Genomic DNA, 25,880 nt, shown 5'->3' on the forward strand with positions numbered 1-25,880 from the left:
GGGTAGCTCAGCGCTGGCCGCGGGCCAGTTTGAGGTAACGGTAGACGGTGGGCTCCGACACGTGCAGCTCGACGGCGGCGTGCGAGACGGCACCCTTCATGAGGAAGATGCCGACGGAGTCGAGCTCTCGAACGGCCTGGACCTTCTCGTCGGGTGTCATCCGTGATCCGTCGACGCCCAGCCGGGAGACTGTTCGGGCCACATTGTCGCGGGTGAGCTCGTCGACGCTGAGGCTGAGGCGCTCGGCGACCTCGGTGCCGGCCGATGAGCCGGCCGATGAGGCGGCGTGCGCCGCATCCGGAGCCTGGCCTGACGACTTCAGGAGGCCGGTGGTGCGGGTGATCGACTCGAGCAGCTGCCGCGCCTCGTGGAGGGGTCCGTCGTCGACGTTGAGGCAGAGCATCCCGATCACCTGGCCCGCGTCATCGCGGACAAAGAAGGTCGAGGAGCGGAAGTAGCCTCCGGTCTGCGATTGCGCCAGGTAGTTCGTGAGGTAGTCGCGCTCGAGGTAGTCGTGGTTCTGCAGGATCTTCAGCACGAGGTCGGTGGCCGGCCCGCCGACGCTCCGGCCGCTCATCTCGCCGTTCTCGACGGCGATGATCGATCGCGAGAGGTCGCTGATGTCGTGCAGCACGATCTCTGTTCGAGCGCCCAGCAGCGAGGCGAGGAACGGGAGGAGGGCGAGGTACGGCTCGAACTCGGCCCTGATTTGCCGTTCTGGTCCGGCGGGTGCGGAAACGGTCATGGGCACATCCTGCCCGACGTCCGAGGGTGGATTGTTTCGTTCCGGTAAAAAGTCATCATCAGCATAATAAATAACTATTATCGTGCGAAAAGTGGACTAATGTAAGGCCCGGAGCGCCAGAGCGTGCTCCTCAGCCTCTTTGCCGAAGACGACCAAAAGGACGAACCTCCATGCGAACCACCCGCAGAACAGCGCTGGCGACCACGCTCGCCGCAGCCTCCCTGGCCATCCTGCTCTCCGCCTGCGGCGGACCCTCCGCACCCCAGCCCGGTGCCGCCGGCGCCTCGGATGCGTCCGCCGGTGGTGGCTCGAGCACCATTCCCGACACCTCCGCGCTGCTCTCGGCCGTCAGCGAGGACGCGACACTCGCCGCCATGGTGCCCGAGGCGATCGCGTCGACGAAGGAGCTGAAGGTGGGCTCGAACGTGCAGTCGGCGCCGAACAACTTTTTCGCAGCGGACGGATCCACGGTCATCGGCTCCGACCACGACATCATCACCGCGATCGGCACCAAACTCGGCCTCGCGGCAACGTACTCGAACCTCGACTTCGGCGCCCTCATCACGAGTCTCCAGTCCGGGCGGGTCGACACGACCATCGCAGCAATGAACGACACCGCCACGCGCCAGCAGTCGATCGACTTCGTCGACTACCTCACCAGCGGCATCACGCTCATGGTGCAGAAGGGCAACCCGGCCGGCATCACCGGGCCTGACACGCTCTGCGGCAAGAACATCGCCGTCGTCACCGGAACCAGCCAGCAGACCTTCGCCGAGGACACGAGCACGAAGTGCGTCGCAGACGGCAAGACCGCCCTGAACATCTCGGTGACCGACAGCGACAGCCAGAACCAGACGCAGCTGCGCACCGGCCGCATCGACGCCATCGTGAACGACCTGCCGAGCGCCGTGTACATCTCGAAGACCACCCAGGACGGCAACGCATTCGAGGTCGTGCCCGGTGACGTCATCGACGGCGCCCCGTACGGCATCGGTGTGAACAAGGACAACCCCGGCCTCCGCGATGCGATCGCCAAGGCTCTCGACCAGCTGATCGAAGACGGCACCTACGGCAAGATCCTGGATGCCTGGGGCATCTCCTCCGGCAAGGTGACCAGCGCGGTCGTCAACGGCGGCAAGTGATGTCGACCCCCTCTGCGCGAGAGTATGTGCGGGATTCCGTGCGGGAACTCCTGCCCCAGGTGCGCCTTCGCCACTGGGGCAGGTGGGTGATCGCGGCGGTCATCCTCGTCATCCTCGGCGCACTCGCCTACGGGGCGTCGCAGGGCGACATCTCCTGGCGCGACATCCCGTACTACGTCATCTCGCCGATCATCCTGCAGGGACTGGTCAACACGATCATCCTGGCCGTCGCGGCCCAGGTGTCGGCTGTGATCCTCGGAGTGATCATCGCCCTGATGCGCATCTCCGAGAACCCGGTGGCGAAGTGGTTCGCGGCCGCCTACACGTGGCTGTTCCGCGGGCTGCCGGTGCTGTTGCAGATCCTGCTCTGGTACAACCTCGCACTCATCTTCCCCCGGCTGCAGCTGGGCATCCCGTTCACGGACGTGGTGTTCGTCGACCTCTCCACGAACGCGGTCATGACCACCTTCGTGGCTGCGTTCCTCGGCCTCATGCTGAACGAGAGCGCCTACATGGCCGAGATCGTGCGGGCCGGGCTGAACAGCGTCGACCGCGGCCAGATCGAGGCCGCCCAGTCGATCGGCGAGACGCCCTTGCAGCGGATGTGGCGGATCGTTCTCCCGCAGGCGATGAGAGTGATCATCCCGCCGACCGGCAACGACTTCATCAACATGCTGAAGGGCACAGCGATGGCCTCGGTCATCGGCTACGTCGAGCTGATCAGGGCGGCGAACAACATCGCCTCGTTCAACCTGCAGGTCATGGAGACGCTGATCGCGGCGGCTTTCTGGTACATGGTGATCGTCAGTGTGGCGAGTGTCGGGCAGTCCTATCTCGAGCGCTCGTTCGACCGCAGCGACCGTGCCCGGGGTGGGCCCACGCGCCGCGCCAGGCGACGTCTCGCCCGTGATCTCGTGACACCACCGCTCGTGAGGAGCCACCCATGACGAACATCCAGGCTGCGCCGCAGCGTCCCCTGCTCGACGCGGTGCGTGTCAGCAAGCACTACGGCTCGAACGAGGTGCTGAAGGAGGTCTCGCTGCAGGTCGCCGCGGGGGAGGTCGTCTGCATCATCGGTCCCTCGGGCGCCGGCAAGTCGACCTTCCTCCGGTGCATCAACCGCCTCGAAGTGCCCGACGCGGGCGAGGTCTGGGTCGACGGGCAGGCGATGGGCTTCGAGGAGCGCGACGGGAAGCTGCACGAGCTGACCGAGCGGAAGCTCTCGAAGCAGCGGGCCTCGACCGGCATGGTCTTCCAGCACTTCAACCTGTTCCCGCACCTCACCGTGCTCGGCAACGTCATGGAGGGGCCGGTGCGCGTGCAGAAACGTGCGTCCAAGGTCGTGGAGACCGAGGCGCGCGCGGTGCTCGAGCGGGTCGGGCTCGGCGACAAGATCGACAGCTACCCGAGCCAGCTCTCCGGCGGCCAGCGCCAGCGCGTCGCCATCGCGCGGGCGGTGGCGATGAAGCCGCTGTTCCTGCTGTTCGACGAGCCGACGAGCGCGCTCGACCCCGAACTGGTGGGCGAAGTGCTCACCGTGATGGCGGGGCTCGCTGCCGACGGTATGACGATGCTGGTGGTGACCCACGAGATGGGGTTCGCCCGCGAGGTCGCCGACCGGGTCGTCTTCATGGCCGACGGCGGGATCGTCGAACAGGGAACGGTCGACGAGGTTCTGGTGAACCCGCGGGAGGCGCGCACGAAGCGGTTCCTCGAGCGGGTGCTGGCGTGAGCGGCGCGGCCGCCGGTGCCTCCGGGGACGCTGGGGCCGTTGGCGCCCCCGCCGCCTCCGCGTTCGACGCCTATCTCAGCAGCTTCGGCGAGGAGCCGGGTTACCTCAACTTCGCGAGCTACGGCCCGCCGTCGCACGCCGTCGCCGAGACGACCGCCGGGTTGCTCGCAACGGCCATCACCGGCGCTCCGGGTGCGAGCGAGCGGATGCACGGTGAAGACCTCCGCGCCCGCGGCGCCTTCGCGCGCCTCAGCGGGTTCGGTGTCGATGCCGTCTCGCTGGTTCCGCACACCTCGCTGGGCCTCTTCCAGGTCGCCTTCGGAATCACCGGCGGCACCGTGCTGGTCGGCCGTTCGGAGTTCCCGGCGAACCTGTACCCGTGGCTCCGCGCGAACCAGGTCGGGCTCTCGGATGCCCAGCTGATCGGCGCGGTCGGAGAACCTGTCACCCCCGACGTCGTCGCCCGCGCCCTCACCCCGGAGGTGACGGCGGTCACGGTGAGCGCCGTCGACTTCCGCACCGGATTCCGCGCCGACCTCGCTGGCATCCGCGACGTGATCGGGCGGGACCGGCTGCTGGTCGTGGATGGGATCCAGGGCTTCGGGGTGATCGAGCAGCCGTGGGCGCTCGCCGACGCGCTCGTGGTCGGCGGCCAGAAGTGGTTGCGGGCCGGCTGGGGCGCCGGAGCGCTCGCGTTCTCCGACGCGGGGCTCGACCGCATCCGCCCGGTGCTCGGCGGCTGGACCGGGGTCGAGCATCCATCGCATTACGACGGCACCGAGCATCCACTGCGAGGTGACGCGCTCGCCTTCGGCATCTCCAATCTGTCGCCGTTCGCGACCGGCTCGTTCGCCACAGCACTCGAGCTGGTCGAGTCGGCCACCGTCACGTCGATCGAGGCGCGCATCGCCGATACCGTCGATCTGCTCATCGCGGCGCTGGCCGAGGTGGGTATCGTTCCCGCGTCGCCTCGTGATCGTGAACTCCGCGCGGGCATCGTCGCGGTTCCACTCGGCGGTGCTGGTGGGCGTGCCGCCGCCGCCGCGCACGCTGCCCTCGCCGCCCACGGCGTCACCACCACGCTGCACGGTACCGATCGGATCCGGATCGCTGTGCACGCCACCACCGACCCGGCCGTCTTCACGACGGTCGCCAAGACTCTGGGAGAGTTCGTATGACCCCGACGACCAGGCCGGCGCTGCCCATCCCGCAGCTCACCGCCATCACCACCAGCCGTGCTCCTGCCGCGGTCGGTCCCTATTCGCAGGCTGTGCGGGTGGGCGATCTGCTGTTCGTCTCCGGGCAGCTGCCCCTCGACCCTGCCACCGGCACCTTTGTGGAGGGCGGCATCGGCGCCCTCACCACGCAGTCACTGCGAAACGCCGAAGCGATCCTGCTCGAGGCCGGAACGACGCTCTCGAACGTCGTGAAGACGACGGTGCTCGTCGCCGACCTGGCCGACTTCGCTGAAGTGAACGCGGCCTACGCCGCCGTGTTCACCGGCCCGGTGCTGCCCGCTCGCGCGGCCTACCAGGTTGCGGCGCTGCCGATGGGGGCACGCGTCGAGGTCGAACTGGTGGCGGCCTGCCCGCCCCCCGCCGCCGCCTGAGCGGTCGACCGGCAACCCGGTAGTCCGGCAACCCGGCGATCCGGTAGCCCGGCGATCGGTCGACTCGGCTACTCCGTGGGAGCGGCGTGCCGACCCGTCGACTCCGACCACCCCTGCAGCACCCCGTAGACGCGCTCCAGACGCTCCCGCCACCACAGGTCGCGGTCGGCGGCAGCGAGGCTCTGCTGCACCAGCGCCTCATCGAGTTCTGGCCGCACCACGGGGATCGAGCCGTCGACGGGCACGAGAGGCTCGGCCGTGACGTCGGCGACCAACAGGGCCGCCGTGGCCAGCCCGCAGTCGTATTCCAGTTCGGGAATACAAGCCGCGAGGTGCGCTCCCATGGCGATTCCGATGGAGGTGTCGAGAGCCGAGGAAACGACCACCGGCAGGCCTGCACGCTGCACGATGTCGAGGGCCGAGCGGATGCCTCCCAGGGGTTGTGCCTTGATGACCAGCAGATCGGCGGCACCCCGGCGGGCGACGTCGAGAGGGTCATCGGCCTGACGGACGCTCTCGTCGGCGGCGACGGGGATGCCCATGTACTTCACCCGCTGGCGGATCTCCCACAGATCGTCCACGCTCGCACACGGCTGCTCGACGTATTCGAGGTCGAACTCGGCCAGCGCGTGGATGGCATGCTCGGCCTCGTCGACGTTCCAGCCGCCGTTGGCGTCGAGGCGGATGCGGCCGTCTGCTCCGAGGCGGTTCCGGGCTTCGCGCACCCGGGCGATGTCATCGTCGAGCGTCTGCCCGTGCTCCGCCACCTTGATCTTGATCGTTCGGCAGCCGGGGTAACGGTCGAGGACGCCGCTGACGTCCTGCACCCCTATCGCGGGAAGAGTCGCATTGACCGGAATGCGGTCGCGGATGAGCGGCGGCGGCGCCACCCACCCGAAGTCGATCGCCGCTGCGAGCCAGGCGGCGGCCTCCTCGTCGCCGTACTCGACGAAGGGGGAGAACTCGGAGGCGCCCTCCGGCCCCCGCAGGATCAGGGCCTCGCGGGCATCCACGCCCCGAAATGTCGTGTGGAGCGGCAGCGAGACGACGCTCGCGAGTTCGAGCAGTTCTGCCAGCGTCGGCAGGGGGCGGAGCGTTGCAGTCATGCCCCATTGTCGCGCCCCGGGAGTCGTCGGGGCGAGCCCACGCCGTTCGGCTGCCTCATTCACGCGTGTCGCCCTGCCTGGGCTCGCGCCGTGCCGGGGGTGCCGCCTAGGGTTGGTGGATGACGAGACGACTCGAGGTGTTGGGCGGGGCCGACCCGGTCGAGGTCGGAGCGGCGCTCCGCAAGGCGCTGGGCGGCAGTGGGCCGGCCATCCTGCCGCGGGAAGTGAGCGCCGCGCCGGCGGCGACCGGTCCGGCGGGGGAGGTGCGTGCAGCGAACACGACCCCGGCCGCCCGCCACGCGAGCCTCGTCGCCGTCGGCGACGAGCATCCGGTGCCCGCAGAGGTCGCGAAGAACGTCGCGCTCGTCGTCGAGACCTCCGGGAGCTCGGGGGTGCCGAAACGGGTCGCACTGAGCGCTGACGCCCTGCTGTCGAGCGCCGCAGCGACCGAGGCTCACCTCGGGGGCGGCGGGCAGTGGCTGCTCGCCCTGCCGTCGCACTACATCGCCGGAGTCCAGGTGCTCGTGCGCTCGATCGTCGCCGGAACCGACCCGGTGGTCATGCCGCCCGGCCACTTCAGCGCCCGCACGTTCGCCGGTCTGGTCGACACGCTCACCTCGCCGTTGAAGTTCTCGTCGATCGTGCCGGCCCAGCTCGCCCGGCTCGTCGATGCGGCAGAGAACGACGACCGGGTGCGCGAATCCCTCGGCAGGCTGGATGCCCTGCTGATCGGCGGACAGGCTGTGCCCGCGGCACTGTTCTCCCGGGCGACCGACCTCGGGCTGAGAGTGATGCGCACGTACGGCTCGAGCGAGACCGCCGGTGGCTGCGTCTACGACGGGCATCCGATCGGCCGTACCGCGGCGCGTATCACAGCAGGGGAGCTCGAGCTCTCGGGCCCGATGCTCGCTGAGGGCTATCTCGGCGACGACGAGCTCACGGCGCGAAAGTTCTACACCGACGCCGGCGTGCGCTGGTACCGGACGGCCGACAGCGGCGACGTGACGGGCAGCCCTGTCGCAGGCACCCCTGTCGCGGGCACCCCTGAGCCGGGCACCGGATCGGGCAGCCCCGGAGTGACGGTCACGGTCACAGGCCGGATCGACAACGTCATCATCTCCGGCGGCATCAAGGTCGCCCTCGACCGGGTGGAGCGCGCCGTCCAGGCCCAGGAGGGTTTCCACACTGCGATCGTCGTTCCGCAGCCGAGCGCGGAGTGGGGGCAGGCACCGGTGGTCGTCACGTCGGAGCCATACGGGCCCGGTGCCCTCGACCAGCTCCGCACCCGGGTCACCGAGCTCGTCGGCCGGGCTGCTGCGCCCACGCGGATCGTGCTGCTGCCGAGCATCCCGACCCTGAGCTCGGGCAAGCCCGACCGGCTCTCGGTTGCGAGGTCGCTGGCCGCGCATCCACTCGACTGAACGGCCACCGCGCCAAGAAGGTGGCCGCAGTCACCGACCCAGCCGATGACCCTGCCCGCGTCACTAGAATCTTCTGGTGGCGCAAACCAAGAAGAAGACGTCGGGTCACCCGGCCGGCAATAAGTATCACTCGGCCCCGAATGCACTCGTGAAGCCGACCCCGGCGATGTGGATCGCGGGTGCCCGCATCCGCACGCTCCCGCTGGCGGTGGCTCCGGTCGCCCTCGGCACGGGGGCTGCGGCGCTGCTCGTCGGCGGAGTCGGGTCGCTCGACTGGGGCCTCGTGCTGCTCTGCCTCGCGGTGGCGCTGTTCCTGCAGATCGGCGTGAACTACTCCAACGACTACTCGGACGGAGTTCGGGGCACAGACGAGTTCCGGGTGGGGCCGCCGCGCCTCACCGGGTCGGGCGTCGCCAACCCGAAGCGGGTTCTCGCCGTCGCGCTGGTGTTCTTCGGCCTGGGGGCTCTCGCCGGCATCGCGATCGTGATCCTCACCGGGTACTACTGGCTGCTCATCCCGGGAGCCCTCGCCATTGCAGCCGCCTACTTCTACACCGGTGGCAAGCGGCCCTACGGCTACTACGGGTTCGGCGAGGTGTTCGTCTTCCTGTTCTTCGGCGTGGTGGCGACGGTCGGCACGACCTACATCGTGGCGGGAACCTTCGACACGATCGCGGTGTACGCGAGCGTCGCCGCGGGAGCGATCGCCTGCGCCGTGCTGATGGTCAACAACATCCGGGACATCGCACAGGACAAGGTCGCGAAGAAGCGCACCCTTGCGGTGCTGATCGGCAACCGAGCATCCAGGATCGTGTTCGTCGTGTTCCTGGCGATTGCCTACGCGGTGCTGTTCTACTTCTCGCTGCTGTTCCCGCTCGCGCCGCTGGTGTTCTTCACGCTGCTGCTGACCCTGCCGGCGGCCATCATCACGCTGACAGCCACGACATCGAAGGAACTCATCCTGGCGCTGAAGCTCACGAGCTTTGCGGGGTTGCTGTTCGGCCTCGGCCTGGGGGCCGCGATCGCGTTCTAGCGGGGTGAGCTGCCCGGCTGGTCGTCGGCGGCCGTGTCGGCATCCACCACCGCGTCCTCGTTCTCCTCGTCGGAGCCCGCCTTCTCCGGCGCACGTTTCGCGGCTCTGCCCTCGCCGTGCCGTGCCTCGTAGAGGCCGGCGGCGAGCTCTTCACGCGGCTTACGCAGGAAGATGTACGACGCACAGAGGGAGATGACGGCTGCGAGAGCAGCCGCGATCCACGGGGTCATCTGCGTCAGCAGCAGCACAACGAGCACCACCACGAAGATGCCGAGGCGGATCAGCGTGTACACCAGCCACGTACGTCCTGTTTTCACGTATGCAGCTTAGGCGACCCGGTCTGACCGCCCGCTGCAAGCCGTCCGGGCACATTCGAAGACCGGGAGCAAACCCTCAATTTCAAGGCGTATGGTTTCCCTATGGCACGTCTCCTGGTTGGTGTAGCCGCACTCGCGGCAGCTTTCTACGTGTATGCGCTCGTCGACTGCCTGCTCTTCCCGCGATTCCGGGTTCGGGGGCTCCCGAAGATCGCCTGGGTGTTCATCGTGGTGCTGTTTCCGGTGATCGGCGGGGTGCTGTGGTTCCTGGTCGGCCGGGGTCGCAAACGGTCGGCCCGCGACCCTGTCTACCGAACGATCGGTCCTGATGACGATCCCGAATTCCTCGGCGGGCTGAAGCCCGATCCGGTGACCGACGCGCAGCTCCGCGACCTCGAACAGCAGCTGGCAGAGGTCGATGACGACCCCGACAGCAAGAAGACCGACAACGGCAGAACAGAACGGTGAACGCGGCGGCCGGCCCCGCAGGCAGCCCCTCGTCCAGTCCCGCTGCGGATTTCTCCCTCGCCGTTCTCGGTGAACTCGTCGCCCTCGGGGTGACGGACGCGGTGCTCACCCCCGGGTCCCGTTCGCAGGCTCTTGCCCTCACTCTCGCCGAACTGCACCGGGCACGGATGCTCGACCTCCAGGTTCGCATCGACGAACGTGTCGCGGGGTTCACCGCGCTCGGTCTCGGCGTGGAGACGGGCCGGCCCGCCATCGTCGTCACCACGTCGGGCACAGCCGTCGCGAACCTCCTCCCGGCGGTGCTCGAGGCGCACCACAGCCGGGTTCCGATGCTGCTGCTGACCTCCGATCGCCCGGAATCGATGCGCGGCACCGCCGGCAACCAGACCACGTGGCAGCCCGGCATGTTCGGCCGGTTCGTGCGGCTGGCGGTCGACGTGCCGGCGCCCTCCGGTGAGGCCGGCGAGGGCGCGCTCGCGGCCCGGCTCGCCGCGTCGGCCGTCGAGGCGGCCCTCGGCACGCGCACCGGCAACCCGGGACCGGTGCACCTGAACCTGCAACTGCGGGAGCCCCTCTCGGGAACGGTGCCCGACCTGGTGGCGCTGCTCGCGTCGGGGGAGTGGATGCCCGGGGGTGGCGCTGGCGTTCTGGCTGAGTCTGCGGACGTGGGCGAGTCTGCCGGTGTGGCCGCACCTGCATCCGGCGCCACGGCTCGCGCGGTCGTTGTCGGCGCAACGCAATCGGCGGCCCACGGACGATCCGTGGCGAATAGCGCGGAGGATTCGGCTGTGGCCGCCCGTTCGGTGTTTGCGGAAGCGGCAGCGGCAGACGCGGACGGCAACATTAACACGCCGCTCGCGCTCCGGCGTGGGCCGCGCACCGTCGTCATCGGCGGGCACGACGCCGGCCCGGGCGCTGAGGAGCTCGCGCATCGCGGCGGGTGGCCGCTCATCGCTGAGCCGTCGAGCGGATCCCGGTTCGGGCGGAACCTGATCGTCGCCTACTGCGAACTGCTGAACGATGCCGACTTCGGCGGGCGCGTCGAGCGTGCGATCGTGTTCGGTCACCCGACGTTGTCACGCGAGGTTCCTGCGCTCTCGCTCCGCGACGACGTCGAGACCATTGTCGTGACGCCCGCCGCCGCATCCGTTCTGCCCGGCGAGGTGGTCGTCGATGCGTACAACCCCGGCCACCGGGTGAGCGCGTTCGTGACTGCCGTCGAGGTGGCCTCCGCTGGCGCCGCCGGAACCGCCGGCACAGCTCCCGTCGCGGGCAGCGACGAGCGCGACTGGCTTCGCTCTTGGGTTCTGGCGAGCAGGGCGGTGCTCGAGGAACAGAACGTCGACGATCCGATCCCGGCTCCGAACATCGAGTTCGCGAACTCCCCTGACATCGCGGAGCGCCGCGCCTACCGCCTCGCCGAGACGGCAGCCCTCAAGGCGACCGTGACCCGACGTACCCTGGCGCTCGCCGTGTGGCAGGCGACCTGGCCGCACGATCGACTGGTTCTGGGTGCATCGCGCCTGATCCGGGACCTGGATCGGGCCGTCCCGGGCAAGAACATCCGCGTGCACGCCAACCGCGGGCTCGCCGGCATCGACGGAACCGTGTCGACCGCCATCGGCATCGCCCTGGCGAGCCAGCGCGATCCGGCGACGCGGCACGGGGTCACCCGCGTGCTGCTCGGTGACCTGACGCTGCTGCACGATGCGGGGGCACTGCTGTTCGGAACGGGGGAGGCCCGCCCGCGCATCCAGCTCATCGTGGCGAACGACGGCGGCGGAACCATCTTCGACACCCTCGAAGTCGCGGCCACCGCCGACAGGGCCGCCTTCGACCGGGTCATGCTGACCCCGCAGACCGTCGACCTGGAGGCGCTCGCGAAGGCCTACGGCTGGGCCTACTCCCGCGCCACCACCCGCGTCGAACTGGACCGCGCCCTCACCGCCCCCCTCGACGGTCCCGCCCTCCTCGAGGTCCCTCTCCCCCGCTGACCCCGCCCCGCCCGCCGCCTCCGACACCGCCACCGCGATCGAGGGGGCAGTTCCGTCCCGAAACCGTCGACGGAGGGGTCCGAACTGCCCACTCGATCGGGGATGCGCGGCATAGGCTGAGGGAACGCGAAACGGAAGGCGGGCAACGTGGCCACGAAGAAGTCGAAGGGCTCGAAGTCGAAGGGCTCGAAGTCGAAGTCGAAGTCGAAGCCCACGTCCGAGGAGCAGGCCGCGAAGGTGAAGGACGCGAAGGCGCAAGCCGCCGAGGCGGAAGCCCAGCGGGCGAAGAACCCGGCCGATCCCACCGCCGGCACACCGGCCCTCCCCGCCACCGCCTGGGTTGCCGACCCGACACCGCGGCTGCGGGTCGGCGCGGGCTTCCGTCTCAGCGACACAGACACGCGGGCGACCCCCGGCTACGAGGGTCGCAAGTCCGACGGGGAGCGCGACCTCGCGTCGGCGGCCGCGGAGGTCGACAGCCTGCAGGAGAAACTCTTCGCCAACAGCCTCTTCGAGGGCCCCGACCAGCACCGCTCGATTCTGCTCGTGCTGCAGGGCATGGACTCCTCGGGCAAGGGCGGCATCGTGCGCCATGTGGTCGGATCCGTCGATCCCGGCGGCGTCACGCACGCCTCGTTCAAGAAGCCCACCGATGAGGAGCTCAGCCATGACTTCCTGTGGCGCATCCGCAAGCGCCTGCCGGCCGACGGCCAGATCGGCGTGTTCGACCGGTCGCACTACGAGGATGTTCTCGCCGGCCGCGTGCTGAACCTTGCGAGCCCTGAAGAAATCGACGGCCGCTACGGCGTGATCAACGATTTCGAGCGCGAACTCACCGAGCAGGGCACCACGGTGGTCAAGGTCTTCCTGAACATCAGCCCCGACGAGCAGAAGGCCCGCCTCGGCGCGCGGCTCGAACGCCCCGACAAGCAGTGGAAGTACAACCCGAACGACATCGACTCCCGCCTGCTCTGGAACCAATACCAAGACGCCTACCAGGTCGTCTTCGACCGCACCTCCACCGAGGCAGCTCCCTGGCATGTCGTGCCGGCCGATCACAAGTGGTATGCCCGGCTCGCGGTGCAGCGCCTGGTTCTGGATGCCCTGCAGCACCTTCACCAGAGCTGGCCGCCCGCGGACTACGACATCGAGGTCGAGAAGGCCCGCCTGGCTGCGAGTTAGCGGATGCCCGGGGCCGGCGGTGGCGCATGCCGAACGGCCGGCGCCACCCGAACGGTCGGCTCTAGCCAAACGCCTCCACCATCGGCCGGAACTTCATTTTCGTCTCGAGCAGTTCGTGCTGCGGGTCGGAGCCAGCTACGATCCCGGCCCCGGCGTAGGCGGTGATGCTCCCCGAATCGTCGACCTGGGCGCAGCGGAGCGCAACCGCCCACTCGCCGTCACCGTCGGCGCCGACCCAGCCCACTGGCCCCGCGTAGCGGCCCCGGTCGAAGGGTTCGAGGCGCTCGATGAGCGCCAGCGCATCCCGAGTCGGAGTGCCGGCCACTGCCGCCGTCGGGTGCAGCGACGCGATCAGGTCGAGCGAGGTGCTTCCGTCGCTGAGGGCGCCTTCGACGTCGCTGGCGAGGTGCCAGAGGTTCGGCAGCTTCAGGGTGAACGGGATCTCGCTTGCGATCAGGGTTGTCGAATGGGGTGCGAGCGCGGTCATGACACTGGCGACCGCGAAGCGATGCTCGTCCAGATCTTTCGCGCTAGTCGCGAGGGCGACGGCCTGGTCGTGGTCGGCCTCGGCGTCGCGTCCGCGCGAGATCGTGCCCGCGAGCACGCGGGCGGAGACCGTTCCGTGGTCGACCCGCACGAGCGTCTCGGGGCTGGAGCCGATGAGGCCGTCGACCGCGAACGTCCAGCAGTCGGGGTAGCCGAGCGCGAGGTCGAAGATCACCCGGCGCAGGTCGGAGTCGGCCGGCAGGCGCCCCACGAGGTCGCGGGCGAGCACGACCTTCTCGAGGTCGCCGTGGGTGATGCGCTCGACAGCCTCCTCGACGGCGGCGCGATACGTGTCGGGGTTCGCCGCACCCGGCAGGAGCGAGATGCGGTACTCGGCCCCGAAGCCCGTGGCGGGGGGCAGCGCGGGGGCGACAGAGCGCTCCGGATGCCTGGGGGGCACCGTCTCGCCCTCCGCCAGCACGCGCACCCGGGTGAGCCAGAACACCCCGTCGCGCTTGCCGATCACGAGCTCGGGAACGATGAGCACGCTGGTGAGCGCGGACTGCCCCGAGAACGCGAACGCCCCGAAGGCGATGAGGCCGGTGCCCGGCGTGCCGAGCGGGTCGACCACGGTCGCGGCAGCGGTGACCTGGCGCCATGTCTCGCAGGCGTCGCGGAAGCGGGATTCGCCCGTGAACTCCAGCCGCAGCGCTTCGCCTCGGCCGGCCATGCCCTGGCCCTTGCGGATCCAGAGCAGCGGATGCCGCGCGTCGAGCAGCGGCACGAGCATCCGGATGTCGCCGACCGGGAACGTCTCGACGTGCAGGCGGGGAACGGCGGGGGCGTCGGGGGAAGCGACGAGAGAATCGGTCACACCTTCAGCGTACGCTCGCCGTGCCGACCGCAGCCTCCCACCCGGGAGGAGTACAGCCAAGGTGACCTCGTATACGGCGCCACATCGCCTGAGCTCCTCCCGAAGCGAAGAGGGCGCGCGGCCCTACCAGGCGTACTGCTCGGGCGCCGTCTTCGTGCCCGGGAAGATCTCGTCGAGCCGCGCCAGCGCCTCCGCATCGAGTTTCACGTCGAGGGCGCGGAGTGCGGCATCCAACTGCTCCTGCGTGCGCGGCCCGATGATCGGTGCCGTGACCGCCGGCTGGTGCAGCAGCCAGGCCAGCCCCACGTCGCCGGGTTCGTGCCCGAGCTCCTCGGCGAACGCCTCGTACTGTTCGATCGCGCCGTGGTTGGCCTCCAGCGCATCCGCAGCACGCCCCTCGAGCCGGCGCACGCCGGCGCGCTCCTTCTGCAGCACCCCACCGAGCAGCCCGCCCTGCAGAGGGGACCACGGGATGATCCCCAGACCGTTCGCGACGGCCGACGGAATCACCTCCAGCTCGATGTCGCGCGTCAGCAGATTGTAGATCGACTGCTCGCTGACAAGACCGGTGAAGTGGCGCCTGCGAGCCTCCTCCTGGGCTGTGGCGATGTGCCAGCCGGCGAAGTTGCTCGATCCGTTGTAGACGATCTTGCCCGCCGTCACCGCGACCTCCATCGCCTGCCAGATCTCGTCCCACGGGGTGTCCCGGTCGATGTGGTGGAACTGGTACAGGTCGATGTAGTCGGTCTGCAGGCGCTTCAGGCTCGCATCCAGCGACATCCTGATGTTTCGGGCCGACAGTTTCGTGTCGTTCGGCCAGTCGGTCATGTTGGCGTACAGCTTCGTGGCGAGCACCACCTTCTCGCGGCGTCCGCCGCCCTGGGCGAACCAGCGGCCGAGGATCTCCTCTGTGGCCCCGCGCCCGAGCGAACCGCCGTAGCCGTTCGCCGTGTCGAAGAAGTTGATGCCGTGTTCGAGGGCGGAGTCCATGATGCTGAACGAGTCGGGCTCGGAGGTCTGCGGCCCGAAGTTCATCGTTCCGAGGCACAGGCGGGAGACGGTCAGGCCGGAGCGGCCGAGGTGGGTGTATTCCATGAAACCCAGTCTGCGCGGGATGCCCGGGCGCGCAACCCCTGTGCGCATCCTGAGCCTTTGCCGAATGCCACTCAGACGCACCGTAAACTGGAGAAGTGTCCAAGGCCGACCTCAGCAAGCAACCCGCGCAGGTTTCTGCGATGTTCGACGATGTGTCGACCCACTACGACCGCACGAACAACGTGCTCTCGGTCGGCAACGCCCTGTTGTGGCGGGTCGCCACGACGAAGGCGGTCGCCCCGAAGCGCGGTGAGCGCATCCTCGACCTCGCTGCCGGCACAGGCACGTCGAGCGCGAGTCTCGCCGCCGGCGGAGCGCAGGTCGTCGCCGCCGACTTCTCGCCCGGCATGATCGAGGTGGGCAAGAAGCAGCAGGTCGGCAACCGCAATGTCGAGTTCGTGGTGGCAGACGGCATGGACCTCCCGTTCGCCGACGACGAGTTCGACGCCGTGACCATCTCGTTCGGCCTCCGCAACATCGTCGAGCCGCGCACGGCGCTCGCCGAGCTGTACCGGGTGACGAAGCCCGGCGGGCGCATCGTCATCTGCGAGTTCAGCACACCCCCGGTGGGTGTCGTGAAGTTCGGCTACTCCACCTACCTGCAGCGTTTCATGCCCGCGATCGCCAAGCTCGCGTCATCCAATCCCGATGCCTACACCTACCTCGCCGACTCCATCGAGGCCTGGCCGAACCAGAAGACGCTGGCAGGCTGGATGAGCGCCGCCGGGTTCACGGAGGTGGGCTACCGCAACCTCACGTTCGGCATCGTCGCGCTGCACCGGGGCACGAAGCCGCGCACCCCCGCGGGTGCCGCCGCTCCCACCGACGCCGCACCCTCAGTAGGCTTGACCTCGTGAACAAGGCCAACCGGCCCGGGAACGCGTCCGGGGCTTCCACTGCGAGCAAGAGCACCCGCCGCAGCCCGTCCTCTTCTTCTCCGTTCTCGCTTGCAGAACGGCTGTTCTCGACGGGCGACGACCGCCGCGCTGCGAAGGCTGTCGAAGACGGCATCGTGAGGCTCGAAGACCAGCTGCTCGCCGAGACCGTCTTCCACGACGGCATGGCGGAGGTCTCCGCGCGCTACCTGCTCGACGCGGGCGGCAAGCGTGTGCGCCCGCTGCTCGCGTTCCTCACCGCCCAGCTCGGCGAAGGAGTGACCGACGACGTGGTCACGGCCGCGACATCCATCGAGCTGATCCACCTCGCCTCGCTCTACCACGACGACGTGATGGATGAAGCGGAGCAGCGCCGCGGCGTACCGACAGCCCACACCGTGTGGAGCAACTCGATCGCGATCCTCACCGGCGACCTGCTGTTCGCGCGCGCCTCGAAGCTCCTGTCGATTCTCGGAGAACGGGCCATCCGCCTGCAGGCCGACACCTTCGAGCGGCTCTGCCTCGGGCAGCTGCACGAGACGGTCGGGCCCCGCGCGGGCGAGAACGAGGTCGCGCACTACCTGCAGGTGCTCGCCGACAAGACGGGGTCACTGATCGCGGCATCCGCCCAGCTCGGCATCCTCGTGTCCCGCGCGCCGAGCGAGTACGAGCAGCCCGTGTTCGACTTCGGCGAGAAGATCGGCATCGCGTTCCAGCTTGTCGACGATGTGATCGACCTCGCCCCGCCGAGCGACGAGACAGGCAAGACGGCGGGCACCGACATCCGGGCCGGCGTGGTGACGCTGCCGCTGCTGTACCTGCGACGGGATGCGGCGACCGACCCGGCCGCCGCCGATCTGCTCGCGCGGCTTGCCCCCGAGGCGATCGCGTCCACTCCTCCCACGCAGGTCGATGCGTTGGTCGCCGAACTCCGTGCCCACCCCGTGACGCTCGAGACCCAGGTCGAGTCGCGCCGCTGGGCGGCCGATGCGGTTGCCGCACTCGACCCGCTGCCCGACGGCACGGTGAAGAAGACCCTGATCCGTTTCGCAGCCACGATGGTGGAGCGATCCGCCTGACCCTCCAGAATCGCCTGACCGGCCGGAGCCACTGGCCCGCCGGGCCGGGCCGCGGCTCCGAACAACCCGTCGGAACCACGCCCACCGCGTAGCCGCAGCCCCACACAACGTAAGGAACCACACCCTCATGACCAAGCTCCGCCTGGCCATCGTCGGCGCAGGACCGGCCGGCATCTACGCCGCCGACCTGCTGATCAAGGCAGAACGCTCGTTCGATGTGTCGATCGACCTCTTCGACCACCTGCCCGCGCCCTACGGCCTGGTGCGCTACGGCGTCGCCCCCGATCATCCGCGTATCAAGGGCATCATCGGCGCGCTCCGTGAGGTGCTCGACCGAGGCGACATCCGGTTCTTCGGCAACGTGCGCTACGGGATCGACCTCACCCTCGACGACCTGAAGAAGCACTACAACGCGGTGATCTTCGCGACCGGTGCGATCAAGGATGCCGAACTCGACATTCCCGGCATCGATCTCGACGGCTCCTACGGCGCGGCCGAGTTCGTGAGCTGGTTCGACGGGCACCCCGACGTGCCGCGCACCTGGCCGCTCGAGGCGCGCGAAGTCGCCGTGCTCGGCAATGGCAACGTCGCGCTCGACGTGGCGCGCATCCTCTCAAAGCACGCCGACGACCTGCTCGTCACCGAGATCCCCGCGAACGTCTACGAGGGCCTGAAGGCGTCGCCGGTCACCGACGTGCACGTGTTCGGTCGCCGCGGCCCCGCGCAGGTGAAGTTCACGCCGCTCGAACTCCGCGAGCTCGGCGAGGTGAACGACGTCGACATCGTCGTGTACGACGAGGACTTCGACCTCGACCCCGCCTCGGAGGCCGCGATCGCCTCGAACAAGCAGGTCATGGTGATCAATCGCGTCATGAACCAGTGGCGCACGCGCCCTTCCAGTGCGGCCTCCCGTCGCTTGCACCTGCACTTCTACGCGCGGCCTGTCGAGGTTCTGGGCGCCGATGGCCGCGTGGCGGGCCTCCGCATGGAGCGCACCCGGCCCGACGGCGCCGGCGGGGTCGAGGGCACGGGCGAGTTCCGGGACTTCCCGGTCCAGGCGCTGTACCGCGCGGTGGGGTACTTCGGTTCGCCGCTCGACGGTGTTCCGTTCGATTCGCTGCACGGCGTCATCCCGAACCGCGAAGGGCAGGTTCTGGATGATCACGACCAGGTCATTCCGGGGGTCTACGCCACCGGGTGGATCAAACGAGGCCCCGTCGGGCTGATCGGCCACACGAAGAGCGACGCCATGGAGACCCTCAGCCATGTCGTGCGCGACCAGGCCAACTGGTGGACGCCCGCCGACCCCTCCGAGGAGTCGGTCGTCGCGCTACTGAAATCGCGCGGTGTGGACTATACGAGCACTGAGGGGTGGCACCACCTCGACCAGTACGAGCTCGGCCTCGGCGAGGCCGCCGGCCGCACCCGCATCAAGGTCGTCGAGCGCGACGAGATGGTCGCGGTCTCGAACCAGCAGCCCGTCGGCTAGCGCGCCGCCGCGACATCCACTTCACGGAGGGGCCCGCCACGTCGGTGGGCCCCTCTTTCGCGCCCTCTTGTGCCCGCCAACCGCGCCCATGATCCGACGGGTATCGGTGCCTGTAAGTGAGACGCTTGCGGACTTGTGAGACGTGCGTGCGGGTCTCAGCTGCCCGCACGCGTCTCACTTACGGGTGCTGGGCGCGAAGTCCGCGCGCTTGGTGCGGCGCGCGTCCGCTGGCGCGGTGCGGGCGGCAGGCGGGCGGGCCGCGAAGGGAGGCGTCAGCGGAAGTTGACGAACTGCACCGCGACCTCGAGGTCGGCGTTCTTCAACAGCGCCATCACGCCCTGCAGGTCGTCGCGGCTCTTCGACGAGACGCGCAGCTCGTCACCCTGGATCTGGCTCTTGACCGTCTTCGGAGACTCATCGCGGATCAGCTTCGAGATCTTCTTCGCCGCCTCCTGCTCGATGCCGTTCTTCAGCTCGGCTTCGAGCCGGTACTCCTTGCCGCTGGGGTACGGCTCGCCGGCATCCAGACTCCGCAGGCTGATGCCGCGCTTGATGAGCTTCGCCTCGAACACCTCGAGGATGGCCTTGACCCGCTCCTCGGAGTTCGCCTTCATCAGGATCTTCTCACCGCTGTAGTCGATCGAGGCGCCGATGTTCTTGAAGTCGTAGCGCGACTCGACCTCCTTCTGCGCCTGGTGCAGGGCGTTGTCGGCCTCCATCTTGTCGACCTTACTCACGATGTCAAAACTTGAATCTGCCATGCTGCGATTCTACCGGCGACGGCCCTGTCGGGCATCCTCCAAGGCTCTGTCGCTAGGGTCGGACGGTGGCAGAACGGCGAACGACGGGCACCCAGGCGAAGCGCCGGGCCGCTGCGCGCAGGGTGGCAGCGCGGCGCCGGGCGCGAACGGCGCGAACGGCTCGGGCGGGCATCCAAAGCCGCCGCCGACTGCGTACGACCCTCATCGTGGTGAGCGCATCCGCTGGCGTGCTTGCGCTCCTCGTCGCGGGGGTGTTCGCCGCCGGGCCGCTTGGCGAGGCTCTCCGGCAGGTGGTCGTCTCGGCCGAGGGTGGTACGGCTCCGGATGCCCAGGCCTCCGTCGAGCTTCCGCCACTGTCGACCGCGGTCGCCGCCCTGCCGGATGCTGCGGGCGCTTCTGGTTCGCTGCCAGGCCTCGCGGGCAACACGGATGTCGCGTGGGCAACGCGCATGGCGGACGCGACGAACGTGAGCGTGCGCGCCATCCAGTCGTACGCGGGTGTCGCCCTGGCGAAGCAGGCCGAGAATCCGGGCTGTCACCTCGGCTGGAACACTCTGGCGGCGGTCGGCTCGGTCGAGAGTGGAAACGGCACGCACGGCGGCAGCAGCATTGCCGCCGACGGGAAGGTGTCGCCGCCGATCTACGGCATCGCGCTCGACGGGGTGGGCGTGACCAACATCCCCGACAGCGACGGCGGTGCCATCGACGGCGACCCGAGCATCGACCGGGCGGTCGGCCCGATGCAGCTCATCCCCGAGGCGTGGCGCAACTGGGGCACCGACGGCAGCGGTGACGGCGTCGCCGACCCGCAGAACTTCGACGACTCGGTGCTTGCGACCGCGAACTACCTCTGCCACGCGGGCGGCGACCTCTCGACGCTGGCCGGCTGGGAGCGCGCGATCGCGGCCTACAACGACGCGACCCCCTACGCGCTGAAGGTCTCGTCGGCCGCCGTCACCTTCGCGGCCACCGCGGCCCGCACGGATGCCGCGGGCTGAACCGAGATCCCGAAAATCGTCGCTCTGCGCCTGGCTCAGCGACAGTTTTCGGGGATTCGATGAGGTGCCGGGCGTGGCGGCGGAATCAGCTAGGCGGCGGCGGAGCCGTCGAGGTGCGCACGATGAGCTCCACGGGGAGGGGGATGTTCGTGGGGGTCGGGTCGCGTCGGCCCGGGTGGAGTTGGTCCATGAGGATCTCGACCGCGTGTGCGCCCTGGCGCTCGGGGAACTGCGCGAAGGTCGTCAGGCCGAAGAAGTCCGAGTGCTCGTGGCCGTCGATGCCGATGATCGACACGTCGCCGGGCACGCTCAGCCCGAGGTCGCGGGCGGCGAGGATCGACCCCATCGCCATCTCGTCCGACGCCGCGAAGAGGGCGGTGGGCCGCGCCACCGGGTCGCTGAGCAGTGCGGTCGCCGCCTGGTATCCACCCCGGATGGTGAAGTCCGCCGGCAGGAAGTAGCGCGGCGACGGCTCGACACCGGCCGTGCGCAACGCGCGCTCGTAGCCCGCCCGGCGGTTCGTCGGAAGGTGGAAGTCGAGCTCGAAGCCCGACTCGCCCCCGATCATCCCGATGCGCCGGTGACCGAGGCCGAGCAGGTGCTCCGTGGCGAGGAGGGCCACGCCGACGTCGTCGATGCTGAGCGTCTGCACGCCGGCCAGCGGGCCGCCGATACCCACGATCGGCTTCTTCAGGTCGAGCAGTGACTGCAGTTCGCCCGAGGTGAGTTCGATGGTGAGGGCGAGAACGGCATCCACTCGCTTTCGCAGCAGGAAATGCTCGAACACGCTCCGCCGCTCGTCGTCGCCGCCCGTCAGGCCGTAGAGCGTGAGGTCGTAGCCGTTCTTCAGCAGCGCGGAGCCCGCGCCTTCCAGAACCGAGGAGTAGAACCATCGACTGATGAACGGGACCACGACTCCCACGTTCTTCGTGCGCCCGCTCGCGAGGCTCGATGCGGGGGAGGAGACGACGTAGCCGAGCTCGCTGGCCGCCTCGTGCACCCGCATCCGGGTGGACGGTGAGACGTGTCCGTTGCCGCTCAACGCGCGGGAAACAGTTGCTGTGGACACGCCAGCAAGCGCGGCGACAGCATCGATTCCTGGCATAGCGTCCTCGCTCGTGAGCGCTCCACGTGAGCGCGCAGGGATGTGAGATGAGTTTAGCGACCGCTGACCGGGCCGGTGCGCAGAGACGGCGTCCGCGGGGATTCGATACGGATTCGGTATCTTCGACGGCACGGATGCCCGCCGATTTCGCCCACGCCGCTTCAGTGAGTATTCTTGTCCGAGCGCCTTCGGTTGTGTTGTACGACGTGGTCGGGTGCGCCTCGGCAAGTTACCCTAGCGGCCAAAGGGATCTGACTGTAAATCAGACGGCTGAGCCTTCGGGGGTTCGAATCCCTCACTTGCCACCGAAAGAAACACCGCGAGAAGCCTCGAGATCACTGTGATCCGGGGCTTCTTCGCGGTTCACGGCATTCACTGACCGGTCCCGGATAGGGTCGGCTCGAACCCAGTTTCTGCCGACCGAACGAGGACCTCATGCCAGACACCTCCGCGCACTACGACGTCGCTGTCATCGGGGCCGGACCGGCCGGAACGGCGGCAGCGCTCCGGGCCGCAGAGCTCGGCGCCCGGGTCGTGGTTCTGGAGGCCGCACGCGTCGGCGGAACGTGCGTGAACACGGGCTGTGTTCCGACCCGTGTGCTGGCGAAGACGGCGCGCCTCATCCGTGAGACCCGTCACGCCGACGTCTACGGCGTCGAGGTTCGGGAGCCCGAGATCGACTGGCGGTCGACCGTCGCACGCGTCACCGAGCGTGTCGACAGGGTGCGCTCCATCAAGCGCGAGGCCGAGCGGTTCGCGGCGGCCGGAATCGACCTCGTGCACGAAGGTCGCGCGCGCTTCGTCGACGACTCGACTCTCGTTCTCGATAGTGGGCGGCGCATCACGGCGATGTCGATCCTGATCTGCGTCGGTGGGCACTCCCGCCGGCTCCCGATCGCGGGCAACGAACTCGCCACGGTGCCCGAGGAGGTGCTGGCCATGCCCGACCTGCCGAGGCGGGTCGCCGTCATCGGTGCGGGCAACACGGGGGCGCAGCTCGTCACCGTCTTCAACTCCTTCGGGTCGGAGGTGACCCTGCTCGACGTCGCGCCGCGGGTGCTGATGGCGTCGGACGCGTCGATCTCGGATGTCGTCGCGGCGTCCTTCGCAGAGCAGGGCGTCGACGTGCGAACCGGGATCGACGGTGTCGACAGTCTCGCCCGAACGGCGGCTGGCGCGATCGCGCTCACCTGGCGAGAAGCCGGCCAGACAGCGACGAGGGATGTCGACGTGGTGATCATGGCCACGGGCTGGCCGGCCGACGTCGAAGACCTGGGGCTCGAGAACGCGGGGATCGACGTGGTGCGGTCCGCCATTCCCGCCGACCAGTACTTCCGCACCATCGTTCCGCACGTCTTCGCTGTGGGCGACGCGAACGGGCGCGACATGCTCGTCCAGGCTGCGCAGTTCGAGGGTGAGGCCGCGGCGGAGAACGCGGTGCTCGGCGCCAACCGGCGCACCCCCCACCACCTGCTCCCGGCCGGTGGTTTCACCGACCCCGACTATGCCGGAGTCGGACTCACCGAAGCCGTGGCCCGGGACCGCGACCCCAGCTGCGTCGTGGCCACGGTGCCCTACTCCCGGGTCGACCGTGCGGTGATCGACGACCGGGAGACCGGATTCCTGAAGCTCATCGCGGACCGCCGCCGCGAACTCATCCTCGGTGCCCACGCGGTGGGTGAGAACGCGATCGAGGTCATCCAGTCGGTCACCACGGCCATGGCCGCGGGAGTGGATGTCTCAACCCTCGCTAACGTGAGGTTCGCCTATCCCACCTACAGTGCCGTGATCGGCATGGCCGCCCGGGCCCTCCTCTCCGAGGAGGACAACTCGGAGATCGCTCCGTGACCCACCGCAGGTCAGCCGGTACTCAGCCGACGGGCAGCGGCCACCCCGAAGCGGTGAGCCGTCGGCGTCGAGAGCGAGCACCGAGGGATGCCCGGCCCTGTCATCCTCCACGCCCTCGACCGTCACCCCGATACGCAGATCCTGTGTCGCGCCGAGCCGCAGCCCCAGCAGATCCTTCAGCACGGTGCTGCTGCTGCTTTCGGCCTGAGCCGCGCAATCGTCATCGTGGCCGCACTCCAGGCTCAGGCGGGCGCGCAAGGGGTCGGCGCGGAGCGCCAGGAGGTCTAGCGTCGGGGCTATGGAATACAGAACCCTCGGGAATTCAGGCGCGATCGTGTCGGAGCTGGCACTCGGAACGATGACCTTCGGCGCCGAAGCCGACGAAACGACGTCGCACGCCATCCTCGACACGTACGTCGAGCACGGCGGCACCTTCGTCGACACCGCCGACGTCTACAGCGCCGGAGTGTCGGAGACGATCATCGGGCGATGGCTCGCCCAGAACCCCGGGAAGGCGGGGCAGGTGGTTCTGGCATCCAAGGGCCGGTTCCCGATGGGGGAGGGGCCGAACGACCTCGGGCTGTCCAGGCGGCATCTCCGCAGGGCGCTCGACGCTTCTCTCGCGCGACTCGGTGTCGACCACATTGACCTCTACCAGATGCATGCGTGGGATGCCTTGACCCCGATCGACGAGACGCTGATGTTTCTCGACGACGCGGTCACGGCCGGCAAGATCGGCTACTACGGATTCTCGAACTACCTCGGCTGGCAGCTCACCAAGGCCGTGCATCGTACGGCAGCGCTCCATCTGGCGCCGCCGGTCACACTGCAGCCGCAGTACAGCCTGCTGGTGCGCGACATCGAACACGAGGTCGTGCCGGCCGCTCTCGACGCGCACATCGGGCTGCTTCCCTGGTCGCCCCTCGGCGGCGGCTGGCTGACCGGCAAGTACATGCGCGACGTGCCGCCGACCGGCGCATCTCGTCTCGGGGAGAACCCGCAGCGCGGCATGGAGGCGTGGGATGCGCGGAACGGCGACGAGCGCACCTGGAACATCATCGGCGCCGTCGAGAGCATCGCAGGAACCTACGACGCCACGGCCTCCCAGGTCGCCCTCGCGTGGCTGCTGGCCCAGCCGGCGGTCACCAGCGTGATCCTCGGGGCCCGTACGGTCGGGCAATTGGTCGATAACCTGGGGGCATCCGCGTTGCAGCTGAGCGGTGCAGAGCTCACCCGGCTGTCGGATGCCAGCGCGCCGCGCGTCGACGACTATCCCTACGGCGCTGCGGGTGTCGCGCAGCGCGACCGCAACCTCTCGGGCGGGCGCTGACACCAGCGCCCCCGCGGCCGTCCGCCGGCGTCTCCTCGCGGGCGGCGCATGCAACCCTTGGTAGATGGATCCTGTCAAGCTGCCTATCCATTCTCGACGCACCAGAGCCGTCGCGACTCTCGCCGTGGCCGGGATGCTCGTGCTCGGCGTCGCCGGGTGCAGCACTGCGCCCAGTACAGCGCACGTGGACGCGGCCTCGCCCACGGCTGCGGCGAGCAGTGCCGCGCCCGACCCCGCTCCGACCGCGCCAGATCAGACCGCGGCGCTCGCGGCCCTGGAGCAGCAGTTCGGCGCCCGCGTCGGCGTGAGCGCCATCGACACGGTCACAGGGGAGCAGCTCTCGTTCCGTGCCGACGAGCGGTTCGGCTACGCCTCCACTCTGAAGGTGTTCGCAGCAGCCGCGTTCCTGCACGATGTGCCCGCCTCGGAACGGCAGACTGTCGTCACGTACACCGCCGCCGACGTCGAAGCGGCGGGGTATTCGCCCGTGACATCAGAGAGCATCGGCACGGGCCTCACCCTGTCCCAGCTCGCCGAGGCGGCTGTCCGCCGCAGCGACAACACGGCCATGAACCTCATCCTCAACCGGCTCGGCGGCCCGGCAGCGCTCGACGCGGCACTTCGCGAGCAGGGTGACGACGTGTCTGAGGTCGTCAACTCCGAGCCGGCGCTCAACGTGATTGAACCCAGCAGCACCGACGACACCAGCACCCCGGCCGCGTTCACCGCGAACCTGTCCCGCCTCATCGACGGGCCGTACCTGGCGACGGATGACCGCGCAATTCTCCTCGAGTGGATGACCGGCAACACCACCGGCGACACCCTCATCCGCGCCGGTGCTCCGTCGGGCTGGAACGTGGCCGACAAGTCGGGCGGCGCCGGCAGCATCCGCAACGACATCGCCGTCGTCACCCCTCCGGGCGGGCATCCGATCGTCGTCACGATCTTCACGAACACGCTCGACCCTGACGCTGCGTACGACGACGCGCTCGTGACCGGCGTGGCCCGCGCGGTGCTCTCGGGTCTGGAGTGACACCCGAACCGCGCGCAGCGTCATTAGGCTTTCGGCATGACCGACCACGCGGTGCCAAACCTGCCGTCTCGCAAATTCGATGACACGATCGCCTTCTATGGAGGATTCGGATTCGACCTGGCGTATCGGGCTGATGATTGGTTGATTCTCCGTCGGCG

The 25,880-nt window shown here is 69.0% G+C and carries 25 protein-coding genes and 1 tRNA gene; 19 read left to right on the forward strand and 7 right to left on the reverse strand.

Features of this window, described 5'->3' with window-relative positions:
- Positions 1-7: 7 nt before the first annotated feature.
- Positions 8-745, reverse strand: coding sequence for a helix-turn-helix transcriptional regulator (locus B7R22_RS01700; RefSeq protein ID WP_116410077.1), 738 nt, complete (start codon positions 743-745; stop codon positions 8-10).
- Positions 746-915: 170 nt separating this feature from the next.
- On the opposite strand from B7R22_RS01700, the gene B7R22_RS01705 reads away from it, so the two are divergent.
- From B7R22_RS01705 to B7R22_RS01725, 5 genes are read left to right on the forward strand one after another with little or no spacing between them, the layout of a single operon-like run.
- Positions 916-1,887, forward strand: coding sequence for an ABC transporter substrate-binding protein (locus B7R22_RS01705; RefSeq protein ID WP_116410078.1), 972 nt, complete (start codon positions 916-918; stop codon positions 1,885-1,887).
- Positions 1,887-2,834, forward strand: a complete 948-nt coding sequence (locus B7R22_RS01710; RefSeq protein ID WP_116410079.1) for an amino acid ABC transporter permease — start codon at positions 1,887-1,889, stop codon at positions 2,832-2,834. Before B7R22_RS01705 ends, B7R22_RS01710 begins: the two co-directional genes overlap by 1 nt.
- The gene (locus B7R22_RS01715) at positions 2,831-3,619 is read left to right on the forward strand and encodes an amino acid ABC transporter ATP-binding protein (protein ID WP_116410080.1); all 789 of its coding nucleotides are present in this window, start codon (positions 2,831-2,833) and stop codon (positions 3,617-3,619) included. The genes B7R22_RS01710 and B7R22_RS01715 overlap by 4 nt, the downstream gene beginning before the upstream one ends.
- Positions 3,616-4,797 carry an aminotransferase class V-fold PLP-dependent enzyme gene (locus tag B7R22_RS01720; protein ID WP_116410081.1) on the forward strand — a complete coding sequence of 394 codons (1,182 nt, stop codon included), beginning with the start codon at positions 3,616-3,618 and terminating at the stop codon, positions 4,795-4,797. Before B7R22_RS01715 ends, B7R22_RS01720 begins: the two co-directional genes overlap by 4 nt.
- The gene (locus B7R22_RS01725; protein ID WP_116410082.1) at positions 4,794-5,228 is read left to right on the forward strand and encodes a Rid family detoxifying hydrolase; all 435 of its coding nucleotides are present in this window, start codon (positions 4,794-4,796) and stop codon (positions 5,226-5,228) included. Before B7R22_RS01720 ends, B7R22_RS01725 begins: the two co-directional genes overlap by 4 nt.
- 68 nt (positions 5,229-5,296) lie before the next feature.
- Here the strand turns inward: B7R22_RS01725 and B7R22_RS01730 are convergent, their stop codons facing one another.
- Entirely contained in the window at positions 5,297-6,334 is a 1,038-nt protein-coding gene (locus B7R22_RS01730) for an o-succinylbenzoate synthase (RefSeq protein WP_116410083.1), read from the reverse strand.
- A gap of 119 nt (positions 6,335-6,453) precedes the next feature.
- Between B7R22_RS01730 and B7R22_RS01735 the strand changes: the two genes are divergently transcribed.
- Entirely contained in the window at positions 6,454-7,755 is a 1,302-nt protein-coding gene (locus B7R22_RS01735; RefSeq protein WP_116410084.1) for an AMP-binding protein, read from the forward strand.
- Between the two features lie 76 nt (positions 7,756-7,831).
- Positions 7,832-8,788, forward strand: coding sequence for a 1,4-dihydroxy-2-naphthoate polyprenyltransferase (locus tag B7R22_RS01740; protein ID WP_437184126.1), 957 nt, complete (start codon positions 7,832-7,834; stop codon positions 8,786-8,788).
- Here B7R22_RS01740 and B7R22_RS01745 read toward each other — a convergent pair.
- Entirely contained in the window at positions 8,785-9,105 is a 321-nt protein-coding gene (locus tag B7R22_RS01745; protein WP_116410085.1) for a DUF4229 domain-containing protein, read from the reverse strand. The two genes, B7R22_RS01740 and B7R22_RS01745, sit on opposite strands and share 4 nt — an antisense overlap.
- 102 nt (positions 9,106-9,207) lie before the next feature.
- Here B7R22_RS01745 and B7R22_RS01750 point away from each other — a divergent pair, with 102 nt between their 5' ends.
- The 3 genes from B7R22_RS01750 (at position 9,208) to B7R22_RS01760 (ending at position 12,749) form a co-directional block, all read left to right on the forward strand.
- Positions 9,208-9,573, forward strand: a complete 366-nt coding sequence (locus B7R22_RS01750) for a PLD nuclease N-terminal domain-containing protein (RefSeq protein WP_116410086.1) — start codon at positions 9,208-9,210, stop codon at positions 9,571-9,573.
- Positions 9,570-11,567, forward strand: a complete 1,998-nt coding sequence (locus B7R22_RS01755; protein WP_116410087.1) for a thiamine pyrophosphate-binding protein — start codon at positions 9,570-9,572, stop codon at positions 11,565-11,567. The genes B7R22_RS01750 and B7R22_RS01755 overlap by 4 nt, the downstream gene beginning before the upstream one ends.
- Positions 11,568-11,927: 360 nt before the next feature.
- Entirely contained in the window at positions 11,928-12,749 is an 822-nt protein-coding gene (locus tag B7R22_RS01760) for a PPK2 family polyphosphate kinase (RefSeq protein ID WP_116410149.1), read from the forward strand.
- A 61-nt stretch (positions 12,750-12,810) separates the two neighbouring features.
- Here B7R22_RS01760 and B7R22_RS01765 read toward each other — a convergent pair whose 3' ends face one another.
- Positions 12,811-14,025, reverse strand: a complete 1,215-nt coding sequence (locus tag B7R22_RS01765; protein ID WP_116410150.1) for an isochorismate synthase — start codon at positions 14,023-14,025, stop codon at positions 12,811-12,813.
- Between the two features lie 207 nt (positions 14,026-14,232).
- The gene (locus B7R22_RS01770) at positions 14,233-15,204 is read right to left on the reverse strand and encodes an aldo/keto reductase (protein ID WP_116410088.1); all 972 of its coding nucleotides are present in this window, start codon (positions 15,202-15,204) and stop codon (positions 14,233-14,235) included.
- A gap of 95 nt (positions 15,205-15,299) precedes the next feature.
- Here B7R22_RS01770 and B7R22_RS01775 point away from each other — a divergent pair, with 95 nt between their 5' ends.
- From B7R22_RS01775 to B7R22_RS01785, 3 genes are all read left to right on the forward strand, one after another.
- Positions 15,300-16,061, forward strand: coding sequence for a class I SAM-dependent methyltransferase (locus tag B7R22_RS01775; protein ID WP_253258824.1), 762 nt, complete (start codon positions 15,300-15,302; stop codon positions 16,059-16,061).
- Positions 16,058-17,158, forward strand: a complete 1,101-nt coding sequence (locus tag B7R22_RS01780) for a polyprenyl synthetase family protein (protein WP_116410089.1) — start codon at positions 16,058-16,060, stop codon at positions 17,156-17,158. Before B7R22_RS01775 ends, B7R22_RS01780 begins: the two co-directional genes overlap by 4 nt.
- A gap of 127 nt (positions 17,159-17,285) precedes the next feature.
- A complete protein-coding gene (locus B7R22_RS01785; RefSeq protein ID WP_116410090.1) occupies positions 17,286-18,647 on the forward strand; it encodes an FAD-dependent oxidoreductase in 1,362 nt (453 codons plus the stop codon).
- Positions 18,648-18,919: 272 nt separating this feature from the next.
- Here B7R22_RS01785 and B7R22_RS01790 read toward each other — a convergent pair whose 3' ends face one another.
- Complete coding sequence (locus B7R22_RS01790; protein ID WP_116410091.1) at positions 18,920-19,408, reverse strand: YajQ family cyclic di-GMP-binding protein; 489 nt, start codon at positions 19,406-19,408, stop codon at positions 18,920-18,922.
- Between the two features lie 65 nt (positions 19,409-19,473).
- Between B7R22_RS01790 and B7R22_RS19425 the strand changes: the two genes are divergently transcribed.
- Entirely contained in the window at positions 19,474-20,406 is a 933-nt protein-coding gene (locus tag B7R22_RS19425) for a lytic transglycosylase domain-containing protein (protein ID WP_216363347.1), read from the forward strand.
- 85 nt (positions 20,407-20,491) lie between these two features.
- Here B7R22_RS19425 and B7R22_RS01800 read toward each other — a convergent pair whose 3' ends face one another.
- Entirely contained in the window at positions 20,492-21,511 is a 1,020-nt protein-coding gene (locus tag B7R22_RS01800; protein WP_116410092.1) for a LacI family DNA-binding transcriptional regulator, read from the reverse strand.
- 223 nt (positions 21,512-21,734) lie between these two features.
- On the opposite strand from B7R22_RS01800, the gene B7R22_RS01805 reads away from it, so the two are divergent.
- From B7R22_RS01805 to bla, 5 genes are all read left to right on the forward strand, one after another.
- A tRNA-Tyr gene (locus B7R22_RS01805) sits at positions 21,735-21,816 on the forward strand.
- Between the two features lie 130 nt (positions 21,817-21,946).
- Positions 21,947-23,359, forward strand: a complete 1,413-nt coding sequence (locus tag B7R22_RS01810; protein WP_116410093.1) for a dihydrolipoyl dehydrogenase family protein — start codon at positions 21,947-21,949, stop codon at positions 23,357-23,359.
- Positions 23,360-23,446: 87 nt separating this feature from the next.
- A complete protein-coding gene (locus B7R22_RS01815; RefSeq protein ID WP_116410094.1) occupies positions 23,447-23,647 on the forward strand; it encodes a hypothetical protein in 201 nt (66 codons plus the stop codon).
- Positions 23,648-23,657: 10 nt separating this feature from the next.
- Complete coding sequence (locus B7R22_RS01820) at positions 23,658-24,689, forward strand: aldo/keto reductase (protein WP_116410095.1); 1,032 nt, start codon at positions 23,658-23,660, stop codon at positions 24,687-24,689.
- Positions 24,690-24,753: 64 nt separating this feature from the next.
- Positions 24,754-25,722 carry a class A beta-lactamase gene (gene bla, locus B7R22_RS01825; protein WP_216363348.1) on the forward strand — a complete coding sequence of 323 codons (969 nt, stop codon included), beginning with the start codon at positions 24,754-24,756 and terminating at the stop codon, positions 25,720-25,722.
- The last annotated feature ends 158 nt before the right edge of the window (positions 25,723-25,880 follow it).

The organism is Subtercola boreus (genome assembly GCF_003399635.1).
Lineage (GTDB): Bacteria > Actinomycetota > Actinomycetes > Actinomycetales > Microbacteriaceae > Subtercola > Subtercola boreus_B.

What these genes read in the sequence shown, in the direction of transcription:
- B7R22_RS01800 (WP_116410092.1), bottom strand. Translation starts at nt 21,511, where the DNA reads ATGCCAGGAATCGATGCTGTCGCCGCGCTTGCTGGCGTGTCCACAGCA.
- B7R22_RS01700 (WP_116410077.1), bottom strand. Translation starts at nt 745, where the DNA reads ATGACCGTTTCCGCACCCGCCGGACCAGAACGGCAAATCAGGGCCGAG.
- B7R22_RS01705 (WP_116410078.1), top strand. Translation starts at nt 916, where the DNA reads ATGCGAACCACCCGCAGAACAGCGCTGGCGACCACGCTCGCCGCAGCC.
- B7R22_RS01785 (WP_116410090.1), top strand. Translation starts at nt 17,286, where the DNA reads ATGACCAAGCTCCGCCTGGCCATCGTCGGCGCAGGACCGGCCGGCATC.
- B7R22_RS01765 (WP_116410150.1), bottom strand. Translation starts at nt 14,025, where the DNA reads ATGCTCGTGCCGCTGCTCGACGCGCGGCATCCGCTGCTCTGGATCCGC.
- B7R22_RS01770 (WP_116410088.1), bottom strand. Translation starts at nt 15,204, where the DNA reads ATGGAATACACCCACCTCGGCCGCTCCGGCCTGACCGTCTCCCGCCTG.
- bla (WP_216363348.1), top strand. Translation starts at nt 24,754, where the DNA reads ATGGATCCTGTCAAGCTGCCTATCCATTCTCGACGCACCAGAGCCGTC.
- B7R22_RS01715 (WP_116410080.1), top strand. Translation starts at nt 2,831, where the DNA reads ATGACGAACATCCAGGCTGCGCCGCAGCGTCCCCTGCTCGACGCGGTG.
- B7R22_RS01710 (WP_116410079.1), top strand. Translation starts at nt 1,887, where the DNA reads ATGTCGACCCCCTCTGCGCGAGAGTATGTGCGGGATTCCGTGCGGGAA.
- B7R22_RS01790 (WP_116410091.1), bottom strand. Translation starts at nt 19,408, where the DNA reads ATGGCAGATTCAAGTTTTGACATCGTGAGTAAGGTCGACAAGATGGAG.
- B7R22_RS01725 (WP_116410082.1), top strand. Translation starts at nt 4,794, where the DNA reads ATGACCCCGACGACCAGGCCGGCGCTGCCCATCCCGCAGCTCACCGCC.
- B7R22_RS01820 (WP_116410095.1), top strand. Translation starts at nt 23,658, where the DNA reads ATGGAATACAGAACCCTCGGGAATTCAGGCGCGATCGTGTCGGAGCTG.
- B7R22_RS01815 (WP_116410094.1), top strand. Translation starts at nt 23,447, where the DNA reads ATGCCCGGCCCTGTCATCCTCCACGCCCTCGACCGTCACCCCGATACG.
- B7R22_RS01735 (WP_116410084.1), top strand. Translation starts at nt 6,454, where the DNA reads ATGACGAGACGACTCGAGGTGTTGGGCGGGGCCGACCCGGTCGAGGTC.
- B7R22_RS01750 (WP_116410086.1), top strand. Translation starts at nt 9,208, where the DNA reads ATGGCACGTCTCCTGGTTGGTGTAGCCGCACTCGCGGCAGCTTTCTAC.
- B7R22_RS01810 (WP_116410093.1), top strand. Translation starts at nt 21,947, where the DNA reads ATGCCAGACACCTCCGCGCACTACGACGTCGCTGTCATCGGGGCCGGA.
- B7R22_RS01730 (WP_116410083.1), bottom strand. Translation starts at nt 6,334, where the DNA reads ATGACTGCAACGCTCCGCCCCCTGCCGACGCTGGCAGAACTGCTCGAA.